Genomic DNA, 23,511 nt, shown 5'->3' with positions numbered 1-23,511 from the left:
TGGGCGAGGAGGAGAGGAGGCGGTTTCGGTCAGCGGCCCGCGGTCGTGCGCTCGCCGCGCGGGCGGGCGGTCAGCCGCGGCAGCGGGCCGTCCGCGGCCAGGAGCGGGTAGCCCTCCAGGGCCGTGGCGAGGGCGGCGACGGTGGGGTGGTCGAACAGCGCCCGTACGGGGACGTCCACCCCGAGGGCGGCGCGCAGGCGCACGGACACCCGGGTGGCGAGCAGCGAGTGTCCGCCGAGCAGGAAGAAGTCGTCGTGGGCGCCGATCCCGGTGGCGCCGAGGACCTCCTCCCAGACCCTGACCACGGACCGTTCCCGCGGGGTGCGGGGAGCGGCGGCCGGACCGGCCGCCTGCGGCGACGGCACCGGCAGCGCGTGGCGGTCGACCTTCCCGCTCACCGCGGTCGGGATGGCGTCCAGCAGGACGAACGTGGCCGGGACCAGGTGGTGGGGCAGGGAGTCGAGCAGTTCGGCGCGCAGGGCGTCGGGCGCGGGAGGGGTGCGGGCGTCCTCGGCGACCAGGTAGGCGGTGAGCTGCCGGCCGCCGTCGGCGTCCGGCGTCGGGTGCACCACGGCGGCGCGGATGCTGTCGAGGGCCAGCAGCGCGGCCTCGATCTCGCCCGGTTCGATCCGGTGGCCGCGGATCTTCACCTGGTGGTCGCTGCGGCCGAGGATCTCCAGCGAGCCGTCCGGGCGGACCCGGCCGAGGTCGCCGGTGGCGTAGAGCCGGCCGCCGGGCGCGGTGGCGTGCGGGTCCGGGAGGAAGACGCCGGCGGTCTGCGCGGGCCGCCCCCGGTAGCCCCAGGCGAGGCCGTCGCCCCCGATGCAGACGTGCCCGGTGACGCCCTCGGCCACCGGCTCCAGCCGGTCGTCGAGCACCCGGACGGTGGTGTTGTCCACCGCGGCCCACTGCCGTACCCGCCCGTCGACGGCGTGCTCGGCCACACTGGTCCAGATCGTGGCCTCGGTCGGTCCGTACAGGTCCAGGACCTGGGCGCCGCCGGCGGCGAGCGCCGCGGCCAGGTCGGTATGCAGCTTCTCGCCGCCGGACAGCACGGTGAGGCCGGGGCCGGGGGTCCAGCCGGTGTCGACCAGCATCCGCAACATCGACGGGGTGGCCTGGAGCAGGTCCGGGCGGGTCTCGCCGATCAGCCGGATCAGGCGCTCGGGGTCGCGGGCCTGTTCGGCGTCGGCCAGCACCAGCCGGGCGCCGGCCAGCAGCGGCAGGCACAGCTCCAGCATCGAGGGGTCGAACGAGGCGGTGGTGACGCCGAGGACGGTGTCCCCTGGCCGCGGTGCCAGCCGGGCCGCCATCGCGTGCAGGAAGTTGGTCAGGGCGCCGTGCGGGATCTGCACGCCCTTGGGAGCGCCGGTCGAGCCGGAGGTGTGGAAGACGTACGCCAGGTCGTGCGGGCCGGTGGTCCGGTCGAGCCGGTGCGCCGGGCCGGCCGGCGGCGGGGCGCCGTCGAGCAGGAGGGTCCTCGCCTGCGTGCCGGCCACCCGTCCGGCCAGCGGGCCGGTGGTGACGACCACGGCGGCCTCGGTGCCCGCGACCAGCCCGCCGATACGCCGCGCGGGGTGCAGGGGGTCGAGCGGGACATAGGCGGCGTCCGCCTTGAGGACGCCGAGCAGGGCGACGAGGAGCCCGGTGCCGCGCTCCAGCAGGACACCCACCCGGGCGCCGCGGCCGACACCGAGGCCGCGCAGCCGGTGCGCCAGCTCGTCGGCCCGCTCGTCGAGTCCGGCGTAGCTCAGCTCGCCGTCGTGGGAGCGGACGGCGGTGGCGTGCGGGGTGCGGCGCGCCTGCTGCTCGAACAGGTCGGTGACGGTCCGCGGGGGTACGGTGCGGGCGCTGCCGAGGCCGAGCGCCAGCCGGCGGCGGCGCTCGCCGCCGGGCAGCGGTCGGAGTGCGGCGGTGGCGTGGGCCAGCGGCTCGTCCGGGGCGGCGAGCAGCGCGCGCAGCAGCCGGACGTAGTCCTCGGTGATGCGGGCGGCCGTCTCGGGCGTGAACAGCGCGGTCGCGTACTGCAGGCGCAGCCCGAGGCTCCCGTCGGGGCGGCCGAGCAGGTCGAGCGCCAGGTCGAACGGTGTCCCGGCGACCGGGGTGGGCACCACCTCGACCGACAGGCCGGGCAGGTCGGGTGGTTCGGCCTGGGAGTCGAGGGTCAGGAACGAGACCTGGAAGAGGGGGTTGCGGCTGAGGTCGCGGGGCGGTGCCAGCTCGCCCACCACCCGCTCGAACGGGGTGTCGGCGTGGGTGAGGTCGGTCAGGGACGCGTTGCGGACCCGGTCCACCAGGGCGCCGAAACTCGGCCGGCCGGACAGGTCGGCGCGCAGGACCACGGTGTTGACGAAGGGGCCGATGAGATCCCTGGCGGCGGCGTGGCCGCGGCCGGCGACCGGGGTGCCGACGGCGAAGTCGCTCTGCCCGCTGTAGCGGCCCAGTTGGGCCTGGAAGGCCGCGAGCAGCACCATGAACCGGGTGGCGCGGTGGGCCCGGGCCAGCCGGTCGGCCGCTGCCACCAGGTCGGCCGGGAGGGTGAACCGGGCCACGGCGGCGGTGCCGTCGAACTCGGCGGGGCGCGGCCGGTCGGTCGGCAGGTCCAGCGGCGGCAGGCCCGCCAGCCGCGACCGCCAGTGGCCGAGGCCGCGGGCGAGCCGGGGGCCCGCCGACCGCTCGCGCTGCCGGGCCGCGAGGTCGGCGTACTGCAGGGGAAGCTCCGGCAGCCCGTGGGGGACGCCGGTGGTCCTGGCGCGGTAGGCCGCGGCCAGGTCGCGGGTGAGGATGTTCCAGGAGGAGAAGTCGAAGGCGATGTGGTGCACCACGACGACCAGCAGGTGGTCGTCGGGCGCGAGCCGCGCCAGGGTGACCCGCAGCGGCGGCGCCGTCGACAGGTCGACCGGCCGGCGCACCGCGCGGTCGAGGACCGCGGCGATGCCGGCCGCGTCGGCGGCGGGCGCCTCGACCGTCTCCAGCGCGACCTCGACCCGCGGGACCACGTGGGCCACCGGGTCGCCGTCGGCGGCCGCGTACCGGGTGCGCAGCACCTCGTGCCGGTCGGCCACGGCGGTCAGGGCGGCGGCGAGGGCCTCGGTGTCGAGGCCGCCGCGCAGGCGCAGCGCCAGCGGCAGCAGATGGTCCGCCGTGCCGGGTCGCAGTTGGTCGAGGAACCACAGCCGTTGCTGCGAGAAGGATGTCGTCCGGCCGTCACCGCGGTCCACCGGCTCACCTCCAAGGAAGTCGGGTAGGTCGTCGCGCGCCTCGGGTGGCCGGGGCACGTCCGGAGCTTGCCGCCCGGGTACGGCGGCGCAGTAGGGAAGGAGCGGCAGCGCCCCTCGCGGCTTTTGCTGCGTCAATGTCTCTGGCCGGGGCCGCGACCGGGTCAGATCAGCCCGGTGCGGACGCCGTACGCCACCGCGTGGGCCCGGTTGCGGACGTGGAGGCGCGTCATCAGGTCGTACATGACGTTCTTCACGGTGTGCTGGGAGCAGCGAAGCTCACGGGCGATGGCCGCGTTGCCGTGCCCCTCGGCGACCAGCGCCAGCACCGTCTGCTGCCGGGCCGTCAGCGGCGAGTCCCGGCCGGGGCGCGGGCGTTCCGCTTCGCCGCCCGCCCGGTCGAGGAGGCGGACCAGGACGTCGTAGGACATCCGGCCCTCGCCGTACCGGGCGGCGCGGACGGCGGTGAGCAGGCGCTCCGGAGTGGCCTCGGCGGACTGCAGCATGGCCACCGCCCCGGCCCGTACGGCCAGCCGCACCCCCGCCGCCGTGAAGGTGTCGGCGACCAGCAGGAGGGGCCCGCCGCCGGGTTCCGGCCAGCCGTCGAGCGCCGCACCGGGCGTCCGTCCGACGGCCACCCGGACGGCCCCCTCGCAGCGTCCGGCCGCCAGCTCGACGCCGGCCCGGCGCAGACCGGCGGCCACCGTGTCGCGGGCCGTTCCGCCCGCCGGGCCGAGGTGCACGCGCAGCACGCCGTCGCCCCGCACGGACTCCGGCGGTGCTTCGAGGACGAGGCCGGTCACAGCAGGCCCGTCCGCAGCGCGTAGGCCACCGCGTGGGCGCGGTTGCGCAGCCGGAACCGCTGGGTGATGTCGCGTACGACGGTGGTCACCGTCCGCGGGGAGTAGCAGAGTTCCTTGGCGATCTCGTCGGTCTCCCGGCCGTCGGCCACCATCCGCAGGACCGCGCGCTCCCGCTCGTCCAGGCCCCAGTCCGGTCCGCGCCCCCGCACACCGGGATACGGGTCGACCTCGGTGCCCTGGTCGAGGAGACCGTCGATCAGGTCGGGCGGCACGGTGCAGTCGCCGCCGGCCACGGTCCGCACGGTCCGCGCCAGCCGGTCGGCGTCGACCTCGTGCCGGCGCAGGAGTCCCCGGGCTCCGGCGTTGATGGCCTCGGCGGCCTCGGCCGGGGACAGGTCGGAGGCGACCACGACGACGGCGGGCCGGTGCGGGCCGGTGCCGGTCGCGGCCACCAGGTCGAGTTCCCGGCGGTCCACCCGGTCGAAGATCACCACGGCCACGTCGGCCCGCTCCTCCGGCTGCACCAGAGTGATGTCCGGATCGCCGGACAGGGCGCTGACGGCGCCGGCTTCGAGCAGCGGGTCCAGTGCCACGACGCACAGCGACAGGGGATTGCCCATGTGTACTCCTCGGTCAGCGTGGGGCGAACCTCTCGGCGAGGAGTCTCGGCAACCCGCGGGCCGCGCCGCATGGGGCGCGATTACCCGCATTCCCGTACCCGCCGGACCGCCCCCGGGCCGTGCACCGGCGGCCGTACCGCACACGGCCGGGCGCCGCCGGACGGCACCTCCTGCCGGGGCCCGCCCGCCCGGACGCGGTGCCGTCGCGGCCGCCCGTCGCCCCCGCCGGGCCGCCCGGTGGCGTGTATGGGGGGTCCGGCGGCGGCGTCGACTGGGTAGTCCGCCGCGGAATGTGGGGGTGCCACTCCCTGTACGGGCGGGTGACACCGCTGGAAGGGTGACGGACGTGACCCCAACCGACACCGCCTGTCCCACCACGGGGGCGACGCCCGCCTGGTGGGCGCCGGCCGCGACACTCCGCGAACGGCTGTCGGCCCCGCACCCGCCCGCGGCGCCGACGGCGGGCCCGGCCGCCCGGCTGCGCCACCGCTCGCCGGTCGAGCTGGCCTGCGAGTCCGTGCGATCGGCCCGACTCGGCGCCGACGACCGGCTGGTGGCGGCGCTCGCCGCCGAACCCGCGGCCCGGCTGGCCGGCCGGCTCGCCAAGCCGCAGTGGGCGGCGTTCGTCGAAGACGCGCTCGCCGCGGCCCCCGGGGAACCCGCGGAGGTCCGCGGGGCCGCGGTGACCGCGCCCGCCGACCCGGCGGACGGAGCGGCGGTGTTCGCACCGGTGCTGCGCCCGTTGGTCACGGCGGCCGTCGCCGACCTGGTCGAACAGGCCGGGGCGGGCGGCGCCGAACCCGACGACGCGAAGGTGTTCGCCGGGGTCTACGGGCACTGGCTGACCCGGCGGCTGACCAAGGCGGCCGCCCGGACCCTGGTCGTCGAGCTGGCCGCCGCGCGGACCGCGGGCGACCTGTCCGGAGCCACCGCGGCGGCCCGGTTCGCCGACTTCGCCGCCCGGACGGGCACCCGGGCCGGTCTCGCCCGCCTGTTCGCCGGATACCCCGTCCTCGCCCGGCTGCTGGCCCGGACCTGCCGGCACACCGCCCGGTCCGGCGCCGAACTGCTGGTGCGGCTCGCCGCCGACCGGCGGCGGCTCACCGACGAACTGTTCGACGGACGCGACCCGGGCCCGCTGGCCACCGTCGAGCTGGGACTCGGGGACCTGCACCAGCGGGGCAGATCGGTGGCGGTGCTCCGGTTCGCCGGCGGCGGCAGCGCGGTCTACAAGCCGCGCCCGGTCGACCAGCACGCCCTGCTGGACCGGATGGCCGGCTGGCTCGACGGCAAAGTACCGGGCCTGGGGCTGCGCACCCCGCGCTGGGTGGCCGGGAACGGCTACGGGTGGCTGGAGTTCATCGACCACCGGACGTGCCGTTCGCTGGCCGAGATCGACCGGTTCCACCGCCGGCAGGGCGCGCTGATCGCGCTGGCCTACACCCTCGAAGGGGTGGACCTGCACTACGAGAACGTCCTCGCGCACGGCGACCAGCCCGTGCTCGTCGACGTCGAGACGCTGCTGCACCCCGTCCTGCCCGAGGGCGGCACCACCCTGCCGGACCCGGCCGCCGCGGCGCACTCCTCCTCGGTGCACCGCACCTGCCTGCTGCCGCAGCTCCTGATGGGCGAGCTGGGCGCGGTCGACGTCTCCGCGCTGGGCGGCGCACCCGGCGGGCAGTCCCCCGACACCCGGATGGTCTGGGAGGACGCCGGCACGGACGAGATGCGCCTGGTGCGCCGCCCGGCGCCGTTCACCGGCGCGCTGAACCGGCCCTACAGCGCCGGGGCCGGCCCGGGGAGCGCCGACCGGCAGGCCGCCGTACTGGCGGGATTCCGCTCCGGGTACGACGCCGTCGTCCGGCACCGCGACGAACTGTCCGGCCCCGCCGGGCCGCTGGCCGCCGGCGCGGACGCGGTCGGCCGGCTCGTGCTCCGCCCGACGAGGCTGTACGCCACCCTGCTGGAGGAGGCGACCCATCCGCAGGTGCTGCGCGACGGGCTCGACCGGGACGCCATGTTCGCGGTGCTGTGGGCCGATTCGGACGGCGACCCGGCCCGCCAGGCCCTGATCGAGTACGAGATCGCCGACCTGTGGGACGGCGACGTCCCCGTCTTCTTCCACCGGCCCGGCTCACCGGAGGTCCTCGCCTCGGACGGAAGCGTGGTCGGCGGCGTCCTGGACACCTCCGGCCTCGCCTCCGCACGGGCGAAGCTCGCCGCCATGAGCACCGTCGACCGCCGCGCCCAGGAGTGGGTCATCTCGGCCACCCTGGCGTCCGTCGAGCCGGACGCCGCCGGACACCACCACCGGGTGAGCCGCCGCGCCCGCCCCGCTCCCGCCGCCCTGCCGGAACCCTCCGCGCTGCTGGCCGCCGCCTCCGGGATCGCCGACGAGATCGCCGGCCGGGCCCTGCACGGGCACGGTCGGGCCAACTGGATCGGCCTGGAGGCGGTCGACGACCGCTGGACGGTGCTGCCCATGGGCGCCGGACTGGCCCAGGGGTACAGCGGGGTGGCCCTCTTCCTGGCCCAGCTCGGCGCGCTCACCGGCTCCGCCCGGCACACCGAACTGGCCCGGGCGGCGCTCGCCCCCGTGCCCGAACTCGTCACCGCGATGGCCGCCGACCCGGCGCTCAGCCGGGCCGTGGGCCCCGGCGGCTTCGAAGGCCTCGGCGGGGTCTGCTACGCCCTCGCCCGGGTGGCCACCCTGGTCGACGACGACCTCGCCGGGTGCCTGCCGACGGCGCTGGACGCCCTGGCGCTGGCAGCGCTCGGCGAGGACACCCCGCCGGACGTGTCGGCCGGCCTGGCCGGAGCGCTCGCCGCCCTGCACGCGGTGCACCGCGAGCGCGGTCTGCCGCAGGCCGCCGACCTCGCCGACCGCGTCGCCGACCGGCTGCTGGCGCTCGCGCCGGCCGGCCGGACCCGCGACGGGGCGCCGCAGAGCCTCGGCTTCGCCTTCGGCGAGGCGGGGATCGGCTGGGCGCTCTCCCGGCACGCCCGGTTCGCCGGCGGCCCGCCGGGCGCGCGGGCCGAGACGGCCGGCCGGGCCAGGCTGACCACCGCCCTCGCGGCGGCGGACCGGCTCGACGCGGGCTGGTGCTCCGGCACGAGCGGCGTCGTCCTGGCGGCGGCCGACGCCGGCCTCTGCCCGCGGAGCGGCCCGGCCGGGGACGTGAGCCGCCGGCTCACCGAGCACCCGCCGGTGGCCGACCTCAGCCTCTGCCACGGCGAACTGGGCATCGCGGAAGCGGTGGCCGCTCTCGCCGCGCGCGGCCACACCGAGGCACGGAGCAGCCTCACCGGCCGGATCGGCCTGGTCCTCGGCCTGCTCCACGCCTGGGGGCCGCGCTGCGGGACACCCGGGCGCGTACCGACCCCCGGCCTGCTCACCGGACTGTCGGGCATCGGCTACGCCCTGCTCCGGCTGGGCTTCGCCGACACCGTGCCCTCGGTCCTGCTGCTCGACCCCGCCCCGGGCGGTGGGGGCTGAACGCCCCGGCACCGCCGTCCGGTCCGGCGCCCGCGACCCGGGCACCACGACGACCCTTTCCGCAAGACGAACAGTCGGCAAACAGAGCGATCCACAGCCGGATCGACGTCCATGGAAGGAACACCCATGTCCGGATTCCTGCAGAACGGCACCGTCCACGCCGAGGCCACGGGCGCGTCCGCGGCGGACACCGACCCGGCCGGCGAGATCCGGCTGGTCCGCTGGAACGGGGCGTGCGCCCGGACCCGGGCGCTGGCCGGAATGACCCTCGGCAGCGGCGTGGTCGTCGGCCTCGGCTCCGCCACCATCACCACCGTGTCGGTCCCGTCCTGACCCACCGTCACGCGCGCCCCGTCCGCGCGACCGTGTGACCTTCGTGAGCGAGTGGCTACTATCCGGAGGTATGCGTCTGCGGGCAGCTCATCTCATTGGTCGTGAGGCCGAAGTCACCGAGCTCGGCGAATCGTTACGGCATCTGAACCGGTCACGCGGAGGCACGGCGTTCCTGGTCGGAGAGGGGGGAATCGGCAAGTCGCGGCTGGTCGCCGAGTTGATCGGAGCGGCGCTGGACGCCGGCGTCCGGGTCCTGAAGGGCCGGAGCAGCACCATCGGGCCGATGGTGCCGCTCCGGCCCCTCACCGAGGCCCTGATGCCGCTCTCCCGCGGCGGGGTGACACCGGACGAGGCGAGCCTCGGACCGTACCGCCCGGTGCTCGGCCGGCTCGTCCCTGGCTGGAGCACCGGCGCCCCCGACCAGGGGTCGACGGTGGTGCTCGCGGAAGCGGTCCTGCGGGTGCTCGCCCACGCCGGCCGCGAAAGCGGCTGCCTGCTGGTGCTGGAGGACCTGCACGACGCCGACACCGAGACCCTCGCCATCGTCGAGTACCTGGTGGACAACCTCGAACAGCAGCCGCTCATGCTGGTGGCGACCCTCCGGTGCGATCCCGGCGAGGCGCTGAACCTCGCCGAGTCCGCCGGGCGCCGCGGCAGCGCGACGGTGTTCCGGCTGGCACCGCTGGACGCCGACGAGGTCGGCCGGGTGATCGCCTCCTGCCTGGACACCGACCCCGGCCTGATGCCCGCCGAGGTGCTCGTCCAGATGTGGCAGGACAGCGCGGGCATCCCGTTCCTCGTCGAGGAACTCCTCCAGGGCGCGGTCGCCGGCGGCTCGCTCGTCCGCGAGGGCGCCGCCTGGCGGGTGGTCGGCGACCTCCGCCGCAACATGCCCAGGGCGCTGCTGGAGAGCGCCAGCCACCGCATCGACCAACTCGGGCCGCAGGGACGGACCCTGCTGAGCGCCGCCGCCGTACTCGGCCGGCGCTTCCCCTTATCGGTGCTCCAGTCGATGACCGGCGTCGACGACCGCACCTTGCTCAGCCACCTCCACGCGAGCGTGGTGGCCCGGCTGGTCGCGGCCGACGAACCCGCCCCCGACTGGTACGCCTTCCAGCACCCGCTGACCGCGGAGGCACTGCTCGCGCAGCTCACCCCGACCGCCCGGGTCGCCCTGTCCGAGCGGGCCGCGAACGCGATCGAGACCCTCAACCCCGGTCTGCCGGGCGATTGGTGCCCCCTGGCGGCCACCCTGCGCGCCGACGCCGGCGACCCCGTCCGGGCCGGCCGGCTGTTCACCGAGGCCGGGCGCCGCGCCCTCGCCGACGGCGCGGTCGGATCCGCGGTCGCGTTGCTCGACCGCGCCGAACGGCTGCTGGCGGAGGGCGGCGACTCCGCCGCCCGCGCCGAGGCCCTGGAGGCGCTGCTGCCCGCGCTCGCCGAGACCGGGGACCTGACCCGTGCGCTCAGCCTCGCCGGCAGCCTGCGCGAACTCGCCGGAGCCGGACTGGGCGCGGCCCGCCTGGCGGCCCTGCACACCCGCCTCGCCCACGTGGCGTACATGGCGGGCCGCTGGGCCGACGGCAACAACCAGATCGAACGGGCCCGCGGCCTGCTGGCGACGGCGCCCGACGAGGCGCACACCGCGCTGACCGACGTGGTGGAGGCGTACCTGTGCCTCGTCACACCGGGCCCGGACCGCACCCAGCGGGCCGAGCGGCTCGCCCGGGCGGCCCTCGGCACCGCCGAGCGGCAGAGCCTGCCCCTGGTCGCCTGCCAGGCGTGGGAACTCCTCGGCGTGGTCGCCCGCGAACGCGACCTGGTGGAGGCCAGTACCTACCTGGAACAGGCGATGAACACCGCCGAGCGGCACGGCCTGTGGCTCCAGCGGATGTACGCGCTCACCCGGCTCGGCGGCATCCGATGGCTGGACGACGGCAGCACCGCCACCCTCGACGAGGCCCGCACGGAGGCACAGCGGCTCGGCGCGGTCACCGTCGTCTACGGCATCGACGGCATCCTCACCCTGCACGACGTGCTGCGCGGCCGGTTCACCGAGGCCCGGGCGCTGGGCGACGAGACGCTGACCATGGCGACCCGCCTGAAACTCACGTCGGTGGCCCGGTACCTGCTGATGGCCCGCGCGGTACTCGCCGCCCACCAGGGCGACCGCGCCGCCATGGAGGAGGCCCTGACCGACTTCGGACGCTGGGGCGGCAGCCGCTCGCCCGAGGAGCCGCTGGCCCTCGGTCTGGCCGGGGTCTTCTGCGCCCTCCTGGAGGAGAACCGGGACCAGGCGGCCCGGACCATGGCCGACCTGGAGGCGCTGGAGGCCGAGAACCCGACCACCTTCCACCTGAGCGGACGGCACGGCCTCGGTCTGCTGCTCGACCTATTGGACGGCCGGGCCGACCGCGGCCACCTCGACCGGCTGGCCGGCAGCGCCGCGGGCAGGATGCGGTGGAACCACCACTTCGTCCTGCTCGCCGAGGCCGTCCTGCTCGGCCGGGAGGGCCGGCCCGAGGCGGCCGGACGCACGGCACTCCTCGCCCAGCAGGCGGGCGCGCCCTACCCCACCGCCCGCCACCTCGGGCAGCGGCTGATCGCGGAGGAGGCCCACGCGCTCAACTGGGGCGAGCCGGAAAGATGGCTGCGGGAGGCCGAGCACCACTTCCGCGGGACCTCCGCCACCGCGGTGGTCGGCGCCTGCCGGACCCTCCTGCGCGCGATCGGCGCGCCGGTGCGCCAGCACCGCACCGGCAGCGACCGGATACCGCCGGAGCTGCGCCTGAAGGGCATGACGGTCCGCGAGTACGAGATCTTCCGCTTGCTGGCCGACCGCCCCAGCAACAAGGACATCGCCGCCCGGCTCTACATATCGCCGCGCACCGTCGAGAAACACGTCGCCAGCCTCATCGCCAAGACCGGCCTGCCCAACCGCTCACAACTCTGCGCGCTCGCGGCGGAGCAGTGCTGACGGCCGAGCGGTGACGGCAGCGGCGTCAGGCACTGAACACGGCGTTGCGGCGCAGCTGTTGCGCGCACCACCGGAAGTGTCCGTCGCGGTCGTCCAGGCCGAAGAGGTCGTAGGTGGTGAGGGCGTACGCGGCCTGATAGGTGGTCAGCGTCGCTGGCGCGTATCCGAGTTCGTGTGCGAAGAGCCTGGTGAGGACCGCTGTGTGCTCCTCGGCGTGCGGCCCGTACATGTCCCAGACGGCAGCGGTGACGGCGGCCTCGAAGGCCGGGTCGCCCGCGGTCGTGTAGAAGCCGAAGTCGAGCACCGCGACCGGCCGGCCGGCCGCGTCGACGTGGATGTTGGGTGGGACGAGGTCGCCGTGGATCGCTGTCACCGGGGCGTCGGGGAGCGACCGCAGTGCCTCCAGCGTGCGTTCGACTCCCGCGTCGAAGTCCGGCACGCAGGCGGCCAGGGCAGCGCCGTTCCGGGCTGCGGCCCGGGCGACCAGGGCCACGAGCGCGTCGCGGAAGCAGTCGTGATCCCGCCACAGCGGACGGTCGTCACCACGGACGGTCAACCGGCGCATGGCGTCGGTGCCGGGTACGGACGCCAGGCCACGCAGAACGGCGAGCAGCACGTCGCTGTGCCGGGTGGACAGTTCGCGCTCATAGGCCAGGTGCGCGGAGTCGGGCCGCAACGAGCCTCCGGGCAGCTCACGCTCGTACGTCACCAGGACGCCCCCGTGGTCCTCGACGTCGAGGATCTCCGGGGTGGAGAACGGCAGCGGGTGGCGCGCGATGTCCGCGTACACCTGCCGGGTGAGATCCACGTCGGCCGGCGAACGACCACTCCACACCTTGGCGACCCGGCCCCCGCCCAGCCGGTAGACGACGCCCTCGACACCGGCGCCGACACGGCGGACACCCGTGTGCCCGCGGTCGTCGAAGTACGCGAGCCACGGGTCGGAGAGTGCGGCTTCCGCGTCCGGGATGTTCTCCATCCGCGTATTAGACCAACAGCCACCCCGACCGCACCCGGCGTTTTCGTGCTGCACAGCTCACGCACATGGGTCGCGTCGACGCGGGAAACCGGTGATCACTCGACGATGCGAGAGGAGATGTCCGTGCACAAGGGCAAGTGGATAACAGGCAGTGCACGCAAGGAGCTGGCCGAAGCCTTCGTCAAGGAGTATCGCGAGGGGCGGTCGATCCGCGCCATAGCCGAGGCTCACGGCCGGTCGTACGGATTCGTGCATCGCGTGCTGAGCGAAGCCCATGTGCCCTTCAGGGCACGGGGCGGCGATCCCCGCACCGGCGCTGCCGGCCGAAGCTCCGGGACGTCCGCGGAGGGCACGGAGCAGCGCCTGCCTGCCGGCCGATAGCAGGCGTCGCCGACGGGCCCGGCTCGCCCGCCGGCCGTTGAGCGGCCCGCCGGCTCGACGCCCGGGTCGGGCCCGGGCGGCCGGGCGGCGACTCCCGGACGCCGGTCACAGACCGGCGCACACGGACCGGGCGGCCTTCAGTTCCTTCTTCGCCTCGGGTTCGCTGAAGTCGGCGAAGCGCATCTGCTGGTTCAGCACCCGGCGCACGGCCTCGGCCAACGGCTTGAACTCGGGATCGCCGGCGGCCGCCGCGTCGGACAGCACGCCGGCGGCGGCGAGGCGGTTGAAGGCGATGTCCCGCTTGGCACCCTTGGCCGTGTCGTCCGTCTCGTGAAAGCCCTCCAGGGCGTCACAGGCGTGGCGGGCGTCGCCGGCCGCGCCGCTGTAGCCAGCGCCGTCACCGCCGCCGAGCGCCCAGGCGACGCCGACCCCGCCCGCGCCGAGCACGAGCCCCAGGACGAGGGCGGCGGCCGGCGCGAAGCGCAGCCCGCCAGCCGGGGCGACAGGGGCGGGTGCGCCGGCGGGTGATGTTGGCGATGACATGCCAGAAGACTAGCGATCGTGATCTGCGGCGCGCGAACGTCCCGGGCCGCCGACGGGGGAGACGGTGCTCGCCCTCTTCGTCGTCTGCGCCTCACGCCGGTGCGACACGGTGGATCGCCAGCGCGTCCCAGCGGTGCATCCTCGCGTCGGAGGGCGCGCACACCAGTCGCCCGACGGCGGAGGGAGGGCCGGTCAGCGGGTGCTCGCCGCGCAGCGCGGCCTCGACGAACAGGCGCAGCCGTTCGGCACACCTGCGGTAGAACCGCAGCTGGGTGCGGCGGCCGAACAGGCGCCATCCGAGGAAGGTGATCCGGTCCAGAGTCGGGGCGCCCTGCGAATGGGATGAGGCCACGAACAGCACCTCGCCGGTGTCCTGCCGCTTCACGACCTCGTAGGTGACCCGGCCGCGTTCCAGGTGGCCCTCCAGGGTCTCGTAGGCCCATCCCCAGACGCGGTCGGTGCCGTCGCGGGTCTCGTCCACCACCTTGGTGACGCGCACACCGCAGTAGAAGTGCATGCCGTGGAACCGCGCCTCCAGCAGCATGTCCCGGCCGAGCAGCGGTGCGGCCGGGTCGTAGAGCGCTCGCACGATCTCCGGCGGCGAGAACTCGTAGTCGCGGACCAGGCGGCAGGCCTGCTCCCACGAGCCTCCCGGCTCCGGCGGACCGGGTCGCTCGGCGGGCAGCGCGGTGCGGTGGACGTCGATGTTCCAGGCCGGCCGGCGTACCTCGTCGAGCGAGTAGTTGACGCGCGCGTCCGCGAGGTCCCGCCACGCCTGTGCGGCGTCGAGCCGTCCGAAGACCCAGTCACGCAAGGCCACTCGGGCTTTCGAGCGAGTCGCCGATCAGCCACAGCATCGGCGGCCACAGGCCCACGAAGAGCGCGCGCCGCTCGGCGTTCCCCCGCTGCTCCTGGTCGACGGTCTTCGCGCGTACCCACAGCGTCACGCACAGGCCGACGGAGGCCAGTGAGAGGAGGTGCAGATGAGCACTCCGCACACCCGCACGGTGCAGGAGCCGGACCACCATGGGGGCCTCCGGAGTCGGTAGCTTGTGCCGCCATTTCCTTTTGTGTACCCCATCGCAGGGGTACACACCTTTTGCTGTTATTTCGTACGCTTTTATCACTCTGAGGGGCACGGATGCTGCGACCGAACGGTTCTCGGACCCTCGCCGTGCTCGCGCGGTGGCTTCTGGGCACAGGGCTGGTCACGTGGCGCTATCTGTGGGAGACGACGCCCCTGCACCGAGGCGGCGAGTGCCGGGGTGACGAGACGGACCTTCCACCGCGGCTGCCGCCCGAGGCGGTCGACGCCCGGGTGCAACTGGCGCAGGACGGCAGCGGCCCCCTGTTCCACCGGCTCTTCCGCGTGCGCATCACCGATGCCGACGTCGGTCCGGACCGGCTCGTCGAATGGGTCTGCTGCGACTTCAAGCGCTTCGTGCCCTCCGAGGTGGTCGACATCCACACCGGTGAGCTCCGCGACCACGGTCTGGACGTCGCGGACGAGCTGCTGGTCGAGATGCCGGGCCCCTGGAACGGACCCGTCAAGGTCGTTCACCGCGACGCCGGTCGACTGCACCTGGTGACCCTGCGCGGTCACATGGAGGCCGGTCAGGTGCAGTTCCGGGCGCGGGAGGAGGACGGCCTGCTGGTGTTCGAGATCGAGCTCTGGGCGTGCGCCGCCAACCGCCTGGTGCACCTCCTGTACTCGCACCTGCGCCTGGCGAAGGAGATCCAGCTCAACATGTGGGTCCGGTTCTGCCTGGCCGCCGCCGCGATGTCGGGGGGCCGGCCACTCGACGGTGTGCACATCTCCACCCGCTGGCTCGCATCGCCGGAAGGGACACCGGTACGCCCGCTGTCCTCGGCCGGGAGGAGCGCTTCGGGCGGGGCACCGCCTGCGGGTAGGCTCGGCGAGCCGGACGCGAGCCAGGAGCACCGCCGAAGGGACAGCGGGTGACGGCCGGCCCGCTCCAGGACCGGACCGTCGTGGTCACCGGAGCCGCGCGCGGGCTGGGAGCGGCACTGGCGCACGAACTGGCCCGCCGCGGGGCGCGCCTGGCCCTTCTCGGCCATGAGGGGCCCGAACTGGAGGCCTTGGCGGCCTCCCTGCCCACCGCGGCGCTGGCGCTCGAAGTCGACGTCACCGACTACCGCGCGCTGGACGATGCGGCAGGCGAGGTCCGCGGACACCTCGGTCGGCCGTCGGCGGTCGTGGCGAACGCGGGAATCGCCGAGGGAGGCCCTTTCGCGACGTCGGACCCCGCCACATGGCGCCGTGTCATCGACGTGAACGTGACGGGCAGCGCCCACACGGCCCGGGCGTTCCTGCCCGATCTGACGGCGACGGCGGGCTACTTCCTGCAGGTGGCGTCGCTCGCGTCACTCGGAGCCACCCCGATGATGAGCGCCTACTGCGCCTCCAAGGCGGGTGTGGAGGCCTTCGCGCACACCCTGCAGGCCGAGGTGGCGCACGAAGGCGTCGCGGTGGGCATCGCCTACCCCGCCTGGGCGGACACCGACATGATCCGCGAAGCCGAGGGCTTCGCGGCCCTGCACCAACTGCGCGTGCACATGCCCCCCGGCGTCCGCACCATCCATCCGCCCGAGGTGGTCGCCGCCCGCCTGGCGCGCGCCGTCGAACGCCGCAGCACCACGGTGTACTTCCCGGCGTGGCTGCGGCTCGTCCAGCCCCTGCGCTGGGCCCTGCCGCCCCTGGTCCTCCGGCTGGCCCGCCGCGAGCTGCCCCGCTGGGACGCCGGGCGTCCGCTGCGTGCCACGGGCAGCCTGGGCGCCGGCGGACGGGCCGACCGCGCCGCGACCACACCCGACGACGGCCGGCCGGGCTGATCCCCCGCCCACAACACCGAACGGCAGCGGAAGCGCTCCGCGGTGGCGCCGCGCGACCGCACCGGGCGGGGCGGGCCCTGCGTCGCGGAATCGGCCCGGAGCCCCCACGCTGGAAGGGCGGAAGCAGCCCCCCACACAGGTGGCAAGGAGAGTCGCGGCATGGCGAAGAAACGCGATGCGAAGAAGGAACTGAAGAAGGGTGATCACGTCGCCTGGCGCAGTCACGGAAGCCAGACCGAAGGCGAGGTGGAGGAGAAGATCACCGAACGGACCGAGGCCGCGGGCCGCACGGTGGACGCCTCGCCGGACGACCCGCAGTATCAGGTACGCAGCGAGAAGTCCGGCAGGTCGGCGGTGCACAAGCCGTCCGCGCTGAAGAAGAAGTGAGCCGACGTGAACGGCGACGAACGCACAGAGGTCGACGAAGCGTTCCGTGAACTGGTGAACATGACACCGGCCGAGCTGGACAAGTGGCTCGCCTCCGACGAGTCACGCAGTGCCGGGCAGCACCAGGACGGGGGCGAGTCCACCGGGCACGCCTCCGGCCGCCGGATCGCGGAGATCCTGCGGGCGAAGAAGGGCGACCTCTCGGACGACGACTACCTGCACATGCGCAAGGTCGTCGGCTACATCCGCCGGCACCTCGCCCAACGGCCCCAGGGCGACGTACGGGACACCAGATGGCGGCACTCGCTGATGAACTGGGGCCACGACCCACTGGCCTGACGGCCACCTACCGCCCCGGCTCCTCGGCGCAGCCGCGGGTCCGGCTGCCATACCCCTCAACTGACCCTGGTCGATCTGTCGAGCGTCGGTACATCCCTGGACCAGGGAGTCGACTTCCTGGCGGGCGACGCGAGCCTCCTGTTCGCCGAACAGCGTGTCGCCGTACGGATCCACCCAGCCGAGCTTGCCGGAGCCATGCCGGCCGAGGGTGGCCAGCGCCGTCGCCAGCGCTTCACCGTGCTCGTACGAGCCCCGCAGCAGGGTGTCCCGCGACGCCCTCTTCCGCGCCGGTCGCCCCGAGTGCAGTTCCAGCTCGATGCCCATGACCCCTCCCTCTGCCTCCGACACCGAAGCTTCGCAGAGCGCGTCTGTCGGACACGACCCGGGACGCCTCACCCGGATGGACCAGACTCGGAGGCGTTCGTCGTGGGGAGGCACCCTCCATGCCTGTGATCTTCTTCGACATCGGGGCGACCCTGGCGGATGCCCGTGTGGGACCCGACGGCTCACTGACACTGCGCCCCCGACCGCGCGTCATGGCCGTGCTGGACGCCCTCAGCGACGTACGCACCGGCATCATCTCCAACCCCGGACCGGGCGACGACGCAGCGTCACGTGCCGCGGCCGCACTGCGTGAGGCGTTCCCCGGCCGGTTCACCAACGAGGCGCTGGTGCACTGGGGGCCGAAGGACGGTCGCGGGATCTTCGACCGGGCGGTCGCCGCCGCGGGGGAGGCCACGGCCGGCGACTGCGTCTTCGTGGGCGAGGACGCCCGGGAGCGCGCGTTCGCCCGTGAGGCGGGGATGCGCACGGCGGCCGACCCGGTGTTCGCGCGCGCCGCGACGGAGAACCGTCCCGTGCACCGGGCGTGGATCGAGCTGCCGGACGGACGGGGCCTGCCCGAACTGACCGCAACCGTGAACGGCACGGAGGCCGTTGTCGTGCGCACCGTCTCCGAACGGGTCGTGCTCGCGATGGTGACCACGCAGGGCACCGAAGCGCTCGAACGCGCCGGTTTCCCGGTGGACCTGCAAGAACCGGTGGACGGCGAGCCGGTGGACGACGCCGAGCGCCGGGCGTCCGAGAAGTTCATCGGTGATCTGCTGGCGCGGGGCGAGGCGGTGTACGAGGGCGAGCAGCCGACGCCGCGGACCACGCACATCGTCACCTGCGAGGACGACGGACGGCTCACCGTCCGCCGCCTGCGCTTCCGTTGACCCGGCCGCCACTCAGTCGAAGCACCGCCGGACCAGGGCGAGACCCTCACCGGTCGTGCTGCGGGTGATCTCGTGGGTCTTCAGCCGGGAGGGGCTGTCGTCGACGATCGCCGCGGCGGTCCGGTGCTCCTCGGGCACCTGGACACGTCCCCGCCGGAACAGGTCCTCGAGGAAGGCCGTGGCGACCTGCTCGGGGTCGGCGGGCCGCACCGAGCCACCCGCGGGGTCGGAGCTCGCGATGCCGAAGCGTCGTTCCTGTGCGGGGGCGGACAGGGTGAGCGGCTGGGTGATGCCGTACATCGCGCCGTGGACCGTGACGGCCGTCAGGCCCTCCTCCTCGCTGCCGCCCGGTGTCGCCTCCGCCATGCCGGCGCCGCGCCGAGCCACCTCCGGCTCGGTGATGGCCGTGGCGGCCTCCAGGGAGAGGATGCCGTGGCGGATGAACGCCGAGCGCAGGGCCGGGCCGTATCTGCCGCCGTTGCGGCGCTGGTCCGCGGCGATCATGTGACCGGCGACCTGCGCGTAGTACGCGGACACCACGGGCGCGGCCACGACGGCGTCCACCAGCAGCTGTCCCGCGATCTCGGCCGCCCCGGCCAGGCCGGCCTGGTCCTGCAGGTCCTGCAGCCGGAAGATCCCGGCGACGATCTTCAGGAACGCGCCGCTGAACACCCGGGAGAACGAGTGCGGCTCGCTGGACAGCGTGTTCGCGGGCCCGCTGGGCGGCAGGTGGACCGGGTCGCGGTAGAAGAAGCTGTTCGACATGTTGCGCAGGCAGTCCGGGTCGACCGCGTTCGGGTGGCCCTGCCGGATCGCGGCGCCCAGCTGCTCGGCCATCCGCGACACCCGCGAGGACAGCTCCAGGTCGCTCTGTGTCTCGGCCAGTACCGCGATCCGCAGCTGTTCCAGCCGCAGCGAGGTCAGCAGTGCGCTGATGTCGCCGAAGGCTTCGTGCAGGGCGGCCGTCTCCGCGCTCGCGGCGCTGAACAGCTGGGGGCGCAGGGCGTCGAGGACCGCGTGCCCCGTCTCGTGCGCGACGACCTCAGGGCTCTCGCAGGCGGCGACGGTGACCCCGGCCACCGTGCTGCGGAAGAACCACAGGCCCTTGCGGTCGTAGTAGGCGTTGAGGTCGACTCCGGCGTTGAGGTGCGCGGTGAGCGCGCGGCCGACCCTCGAGTGCCACTGGGTTCCGGCGGGAACCAGCGGTCCCCAGGTCTGGGCGGCCCTGCTGAGGGCATCGGCCGCCACCCAGTAGCGGAACGCCTCGGTGCCGGGCCCGGCACCGTCCGGTTGCGGCGCGGTGTCCGCGATGGCCGTCGGGAACGGCTGTGTATCGAGCTGGGGAACGGGATGCGGTACGGGCATGTTGACCCGGGGAGGGAAACCGGGGTCGTCCTCGTACACCAGTACCGTCGGGACCGTCGCTGTCTGTTGCTGCACCGTCATGGTGGCTCCCTGAGAGGGGAGAGGTTGCAGATGATGGAAGTTGACGGGGAAACTTCTGCCAGGAGCCCGTCGTGTTCAGTACGACGCCGCGGCAGCCCGGCGTCAATTCGAACAGGACGGCCGGGACCCTCCCGTCGGTGGCCGTGACGGCCGAACAGGCGCTTGTCCACGGCCCCGGCCGGTGCACACTGCCCCAGGGCAGGCTTCGTGACATGGCGGCCGGACGGGTGACGGGACGAGCGTGAACCGCGTACGGCCACCGGCTCATCGATCGCCCCGACCCGCTCCACGGCGGGAGCCGGCACACCCGGCCGACACCGGTCGGCGCACCCGCATGCCACCTGATGGCGAGTAGAATGAGACCCGCCGCGGGCATCCCCCGACCCCTGGCCCACTCGTTCCCACGTCGTGGACGGGAGGGATGCCGATGGCTCACCGCACGCGTTCGCCTCCTCGGACCACCGGATCGCCCGAACGGCTCTCCCTCACCCCCCTGCCACCACTCCGCACCTGTCTGCGGTGGCAGCAGCCGAAGCCGCCAGGCGCGTCTCCTGACCCCTCCGGGGCATTTCCGCCGGAGTTGCCCGGAACACGGCGGCACCCCGATGAACCCGTTCCCGGACCCGCGCCGCAACCCGCCCCGCGGCGGGGCGTCCGTCCCACCACCCCCTTCGCCGCCGCCTCCGGCAGCCCCGCCCGAGCAGGCAGGACGGTCCGCTCGCGTCCCACCGCCGGCCGCGGCATTCCCCCGGCTCTCCTACGACGGCACCCGATACCTGTGCGCGGCCATTTACACGGACACCGCGCTCGCCCGCAAGGCCGTGCGGTGGATCATGGACGAGCCGCGCCGCGCCGCGGCCTCCTCGCCCGGCGTGGACCTCGGCTGCGTCCTGCGGCACGCCCTGGCCGCCCGCCGGCGGCAGCGGCACAGGGACGCCGTGCTCACGCTCGTGCTGCTCGGCACCCTGATCACCGCTACTTCCAGTCGCTGGACCGCGAGTTGTACGTCAAGACGATCGAACACCGGGTGCTCGACGCCCTGGTGGAGTTCATGGAGGACCACAACATCGACACCAGCGAGCTGATCCAGCGGCAGACGACGATCTACAACTCCGGCCTGTTCGCAGGGCGCGACATCTCGATCAGCCGCTCCAGCGTCCGGGCCGGGGGCGGGGCCCAACGGAACCCCCCTGCGTGGAGTCCCCAGCCCGCGCCACAGACAGCGGTATCCAGGCAGGCCGAGACGTGTCGATCGAGCACAGCGCGGTCGCCGTGGGGCACTCCACGGTGACCGGCCCGGCCACGCCGCCCGAGCGTGAGACCGCCATAGCAGAACTACGCACCGCAGTAAGTCTGTTGCTGGACCAGCTGCGGCAGAACGAGGACCAGTACGAGGACGGCGCGGAGCTGGTCGAGGCCGCGGAGCGCGTCGACGCGGAACTCGCCCATGAGGAGCCCCGGCGCAACATCCTGCTGCGCTGGCTGGGGTTCATCGCCCCCGGCGTCCAGGCGACGGCCGCGACCGCGGCGGACGTCGCGTCGATCCAGCAGAGCGTGACGGCGCTGTTCCGGTGACCCGACCGAGACGACGCAGGACCGGCCCTCCGGCGCCGCCCCCCACGACCGCGCCTGCGCAACCGCTCATGCCCCGCTCAGCCGTTCGCCAGCTCCGCCGCGCTGCGTTCCACACAGAACTCGTTGCCCTCGGGGTCGTACAGCGTCACCCACCCGGTTCCGTCCGGCCTGCGGTGGTCGCCCTGAAGCGTGGCACCGAGCGAGAGCAGGCGCTCGACCTCCTCGTCCCGGGTGCGATCCTGGGGTTGGAGATCCAGGTGCACGCGGTTCTTCACCGCCTTGCGGTCATCGACCCTGACGAACAACAAGGTGGCAGCGGCAGTCGTGACCACGGCTTCCGGATCCCCGGGAAAGTCGTCAACAGCCAGCGAGCCGTCCAAGGCCTGGGCCCAGAAGCTCGCGAGAACGAACGGGTCGGCGGCATCGACGGTGACATGGCGTATCAGAGAACCCATGCCCCCAGCCGATCATGAATGCCTCCCACCGTCCAGAGGCGGCCGGCCTCGGTGCCGACCGCCTCACCGGGCTACGGGCATGATCGAAAAGACCCGCCCTAGTCGGAGGCGGTCACGATCCCGTAGGTGACGAGCCCGTACGCCAGGTGGGGCACCACGTCCGATACCCAGTCCTTCACGGACCAGCCCGTCGGATCGCTCACGCCCAGCCGCGCCATGGGCACATCGGTTGCCGCCATGGCCAGGGCGCCGGTGACCACGCCGCCGAGCCACCAAGGCATACGGATGCCCACCCGCCGCAGCAGGGAGACAGCCGCCCCGGTACCGCAGCCGACGGCGATGCCCGACAGCGCGCCCAGGCCGGAGAGCCGGTTGGCCCGGGTGTCTTCGGAGCCGGGGACCGGATGTCCCACGTCTTGGCTGATCTTGTCGACGACCTGGGCGGGTGCCTCGCTCGACGGTCTGCCCCGCACGGCCATGTCCGCGTACGTCACAGCGTTCAGGACGGTTGTCCCGGCGGCGCCTGCCGCGCCGCCGCGCACGATGCTCTGGAACATGTCAGGCCGGGTTCCCCGCTGGGGTGGTCCGAAGCGTCCCTCCGGGCCGGGCGGAGCGAGGCTTCGACATCGGACGTCGTCCCGCTCACCGGCCGGTCTTCTGGAACAGCGCGAGCTGGTCCTTGACCCACGGGTCGAAGACCGCGAGCCGCTGCTTGGACGACGGGTAGAACGTGGCCAGCTGGTCCTCGATCCACGGGTCCGTGGGCTGCCGGGCGGCATGGTGTCGGTCGGTGGAGTGCTGAGTGATCCCTGCCGTGTCGGCGGCCGGACGGGGCTCGGGCGTCCGGGCCGTGCTCGCCGTCGCGGGACCGCTGCCGATCGCCATGGCGCACGCGGCGAGCACCGTGGAAGCGCCGAAGATCGCGATCCGTCGAGTCGTCTGCATGATCTCCTCCTTCTTGCCGGGCCGCGACGCCCTGTCCGTCTCGGCGGGACGACGCGTGACGCGTGGTCCGCAGTGGTGCGGTCGCGGCCGGACGGCGCGCCTACCCCTCCTCATGGCTCGCACACTCCCCGGACCACCGCAGGCATCGAGGTTCTGTCCGCGTCCCCTGACCGTCCGTAATGGCCGCTCACCCTGTGTGCGTTGTCAGAGGCCAGCGGGCCGGATGACGGCCATGACAGACGGCACGACCTGGCTCGCCGAGCGGCAATCCATCGCTTCGCGGAGCACATCGTGGTGCCCGTCGGCGACCGTGCCTTCCTGTTCGCCGTCCTGTAGCAGGGTGCGCCCGGCTGGTCGGCAGCGGGGCATGGACCGTGGTCGGCCTGGCCGCGCTGCCATCCTGCGCCCCGTGGATGCGCCTGGCCCGCCGCCTCCCGCCCGGCCCTGCCGACCACCTCACTGTCCCTGCGGGCCATCGGCATCGCCCTGCCCGCCCTGTCCGCCGGCAGCGTCCCCGCGCTCACCGCCGCCGTCCGTTTCGGCGCCACCTTCATGGGCGTGAGCACCATGACCCTCGCCATCGGCACCCAGCTGCGCATCCCGCGCGCCATCGCCCTGCTCACCACGGGCTACAGCCTCGGCCAGATCCTCGGCCCCCTTCTTGCCGCACCGCTGTTCAGGCACGGCTACCACTCCGCGCTCCTGTTCGGCGCCGCCCTGGCGCTCGCCGCCGCCTGCTGCATCCGGTTCCCCCACCGCCTCGCCGACCCCCTCACGCCGAAGTCACCGTGAGGAGCGGGGGTTGTCGGCCATGCGCCGTGCCGCCGGATCCGCCCGCGGCAGACTGCCTGGGTCCGCTTCCGGGGGCGCGAGGAGGCACTGTGGCCCCGCTCCCGGGAGTCTCCGTCGAGCGGCGACAACGGTCAGCCCGGAAGCAGACCGCA

General features: G+C 74.2%; 22 protein-coding genes. 11 read left to right on the top strand and 11 right to left on the bottom strand.

From position 1 onward, the window contains the following. Nucleotides 1–29: 29 nt before the first annotated feature. From ABZ923_RS00880 to ABZ923_RS00870, 3 genes are all read right to left on the bottom strand, one after another. The gene (locus tag ABZ923_RS00880; protein WP_361464944.1) at nucleotides 30–3,221 is read right to left on the bottom strand and encodes an amino acid adenylation domain-containing protein; all 3,192 of its coding nucleotides are present in this window, start codon (nucleotides 3,219–3,221) and stop codon (nucleotides 30–32) included. 161 nt (nucleotides 3,222–3,382) lie between these two features. After that, the gene (locus tag ABZ923_RS00875) at nucleotides 3,383–4,021 is read right to left on the bottom strand and encodes a LuxR C-terminal-related transcriptional regulator (protein ID WP_361464941.1); all 639 of its coding nucleotides are present in this window, start codon (nucleotides 4,019–4,021) and stop codon (nucleotides 3,383–3,385) included. After that, nucleotides 4,018–4,641 (bottom strand): response regulator transcription factor, encoded by a 624-nt coding sequence (locus ABZ923_RS00870; protein ID WP_361464938.1) that lies wholly within the window; start codon nucleotides 4,639–4,641, stop codon nucleotides 4,018–4,020. The genes ABZ923_RS00875 and ABZ923_RS00870 overlap by 4 nt, the downstream gene beginning before the upstream one ends. Nucleotides 4,642–4,987: 346 nt before the next feature. On the opposite strand from ABZ923_RS00870, the gene ABZ923_RS00865 reads away from it, so the two are divergent. From ABZ923_RS00865 to ABZ923_RS00855, 3 genes are all read left to right on the top strand, one after another. Next, on the top strand, nucleotides 4,988–8,137 hold the full coding sequence (locus ABZ923_RS00865) for a type 2 lanthipeptide synthetase LanM family protein (RefSeq protein ID WP_361464936.1): 3,150 nt from the start codon (nucleotides 4,988–4,990) through the stop codon (nucleotides 8,135–8,137). Nucleotides 8,138–8,263: 126 nt separating this feature from the next. Beyond that, entirely contained in the window at nucleotides 8,264–8,470 is a 207-nt protein-coding gene (locus ABZ923_RS00860) for a hypothetical protein (RefSeq protein WP_361464934.1), read from the top strand. 70 nt (nucleotides 8,471–8,540) lie between these two features. After that, nucleotides 8,541–11,447, top strand: a complete 2,907-nt coding sequence (locus ABZ923_RS00855) for an AAA family ATPase (RefSeq protein WP_361464932.1) — start codon at nucleotides 8,541–8,543, stop codon at nucleotides 11,445–11,447. Nucleotides 11,448–11,472: 25 nt separating this feature from the next. Here ABZ923_RS00855 and ABZ923_RS00850 read toward each other — a convergent pair whose 3' ends face one another. Further along, nucleotides 11,473–12,426, bottom strand: coding sequence for an aminoglycoside phosphotransferase family protein (locus ABZ923_RS00850; RefSeq protein ID WP_361464929.1), 954 nt, complete (start codon nucleotides 12,424–12,426; stop codon nucleotides 11,473–11,475). Between the two features lie 123 nt (nucleotides 12,427–12,549). Between ABZ923_RS00850 and ABZ923_RS00845 the strand changes: the two genes are divergently transcribed. Then, nucleotides 12,550–12,807 carry a helix-turn-helix domain-containing protein gene (locus ABZ923_RS00845; RefSeq protein ID WP_361464927.1) on the top strand — a complete coding sequence of 86 codons (258 nt, stop codon included), beginning with the start codon at nucleotides 12,550–12,552 and terminating at the stop codon, nucleotides 12,805–12,807. A 105-nt stretch (nucleotides 12,808–12,912) separates the two neighbouring features. Here the strand turns inward: ABZ923_RS00845 and ABZ923_RS00840 are convergent, their stop codons facing one another. The 3 genes from ABZ923_RS00840 to ABZ923_RS00830 all read right to left on the bottom strand — a co-directional run bounded on the left by ABZ923_RS00840 (nucleotide 12,913) and on the right by ABZ923_RS00830 (nucleotide 14,348). Continuing rightward, nucleotides 12,913–13,350: a hypothetical protein gene (locus ABZ923_RS00840; protein WP_361464924.1), complete on the bottom strand. Its 438-nt coding sequence runs from the start codon at nucleotides 13,348–13,350 to the stop codon at nucleotides 12,913–12,915. A gap of 91 nt (nucleotides 13,351–13,441) precedes the next feature. After that, the gene (locus tag ABZ923_RS00835; RefSeq protein ID WP_361464922.1) at nucleotides 13,442–14,170 is read right to left on the bottom strand and encodes a DUF1990 family protein; all 729 of its coding nucleotides are present in this window, start codon (nucleotides 14,168–14,170) and stop codon (nucleotides 13,442–13,444) included. Beyond that, nucleotides 14,157–14,348: a hypothetical protein gene (locus ABZ923_RS00830; RefSeq protein ID WP_361464919.1), complete on the bottom strand. Its 192-nt coding sequence runs from the start codon at nucleotides 14,346–14,348 to the stop codon at nucleotides 14,157–14,159. The genes ABZ923_RS00835 and ABZ923_RS00830 overlap by 14 nt, the downstream gene beginning before the upstream one ends. Before the next feature lie 143 nt (nucleotides 14,349–14,491). Between ABZ923_RS00830 and ABZ923_RS00825 the strand changes: the two genes are divergently transcribed. The 5 genes from ABZ923_RS00825 (at nucleotide 14,492) to ABZ923_RS00805 (ending at nucleotide 18,146) form a co-directional block, all read left to right on the top strand. After that, complete coding sequence (locus ABZ923_RS00825) at nucleotides 14,492–15,313, top strand: DUF1990 domain-containing protein (RefSeq protein ID WP_361464917.1); 822 nt, start codon at nucleotides 14,492–14,494, stop codon at nucleotides 15,311–15,313. Then, entirely contained in the window at nucleotides 15,310–16,203 is an 894-nt protein-coding gene (locus ABZ923_RS00820; protein ID WP_361464915.1) for an SDR family oxidoreductase, read from the top strand. Before ABZ923_RS00825 ends, ABZ923_RS00820 begins: the two co-directional genes overlap by 4 nt. A 159-nt stretch (nucleotides 16,204–16,362) precedes the next feature. Continuing rightward, nucleotides 16,363–16,590 (top strand): DUF2945 domain-containing protein, encoded by a 228-nt coding sequence (locus tag ABZ923_RS00815; RefSeq protein WP_361464912.1) that lies wholly within the window; start codon nucleotides 16,363–16,365, stop codon nucleotides 16,588–16,590. Between the two features lie 6 nt (nucleotides 16,591–16,596). Beyond that, the gene (locus ABZ923_RS00810) at nucleotides 16,597–16,929 is read left to right on the top strand and encodes a DUF3140 domain-containing protein (RefSeq protein WP_361464910.1); all 333 of its coding nucleotides are present in this window, start codon (nucleotides 16,597–16,599) and stop codon (nucleotides 16,927–16,929) included. A gap of 443 nt (nucleotides 16,930–17,372) precedes the next feature. Further along, on the top strand, nucleotides 17,373–18,146 hold the full coding sequence (locus tag ABZ923_RS00805) for an HAD family hydrolase (protein ID WP_361464908.1): 774 nt from the start codon (nucleotides 17,373–17,375) through the stop codon (nucleotides 18,144–18,146). A gap of 12 nt (nucleotides 18,147–18,158) precedes the next feature. On the opposite strand, the gene ABZ923_RS00800 is transcribed toward ABZ923_RS00805, so the two are convergent. Next, nucleotides 18,159–19,592, bottom strand: coding sequence for a hypothetical protein (locus ABZ923_RS00800; protein WP_361464907.1), 1,434 nt, complete (start codon nucleotides 19,590–19,592; stop codon nucleotides 18,159–18,161). 1,245 nt (nucleotides 19,593–20,837) lie between these two features. Between ABZ923_RS00800 and ABZ923_RS00795 the strand changes: the two genes are divergently transcribed. Continuing rightward, the gene (locus tag ABZ923_RS00795; protein ID WP_361464904.1) at nucleotides 20,838–21,167 is read left to right on the top strand and encodes a hypothetical protein; all 330 of its coding nucleotides are present in this window, start codon (nucleotides 20,838–20,840) and stop codon (nucleotides 21,165–21,167) included. Nucleotides 21,168–21,244: 77 nt separating this feature from the next. On the opposite strand, the gene ABZ923_RS00790 is transcribed toward ABZ923_RS00795, so the two are convergent. The 3 genes from ABZ923_RS00790 to ABZ923_RS00780 all read right to left on the bottom strand — a co-directional run bounded on the left by ABZ923_RS00790 (nucleotide 21,245) and on the right by ABZ923_RS00780 (nucleotide 22,567). Next, nucleotides 21,245–21,622, bottom strand: coding sequence for a VOC family protein (locus ABZ923_RS00790; RefSeq protein WP_361464902.1), 378 nt, complete (start codon nucleotides 21,620–21,622; stop codon nucleotides 21,245–21,247). Nucleotides 21,623–21,720: 98 nt separating this feature from the next. Then, nucleotides 21,721–22,179, bottom strand: a complete 459-nt coding sequence (locus tag ABZ923_RS00785) for a hypothetical protein (protein WP_361464900.1) — start codon at nucleotides 22,177–22,179, stop codon at nucleotides 21,721–21,723. Between the two features lie 85 nt (nucleotides 22,180–22,264). Next, nucleotides 22,265–22,567, bottom strand: coding sequence for a hypothetical protein (locus ABZ923_RS00780; protein ID WP_361464897.1), 303 nt, complete (start codon nucleotides 22,565–22,567; stop codon nucleotides 22,265–22,267). Nucleotides 22,568–23,011: 444 nt separating this feature from the next. Between ABZ923_RS00780 and ABZ923_RS00775 the strand changes: the two genes are divergently transcribed. Beyond that, entirely contained in the window at nucleotides 23,012–23,359 is a 348-nt protein-coding gene (locus ABZ923_RS00775; RefSeq protein ID WP_361465257.1) for a YbfB/YjiJ family MFS transporter, read from the top strand. Nucleotides 23,360–23,511: the final 152 nt, after the last annotated feature.

This window comes from Streptomyces sp. NPDC046881 (genome assembly GCF_040645015.1).
Classification (GTDB): Bacteria; Actinomycetota; Actinomycetes; order Streptomycetales; family Streptomycetaceae; genus Streptomyces.
Note: the sequence above shows the minus strand (reverse complement) of the source record. Positions and strands in the feature narration are given on the sequence as shown.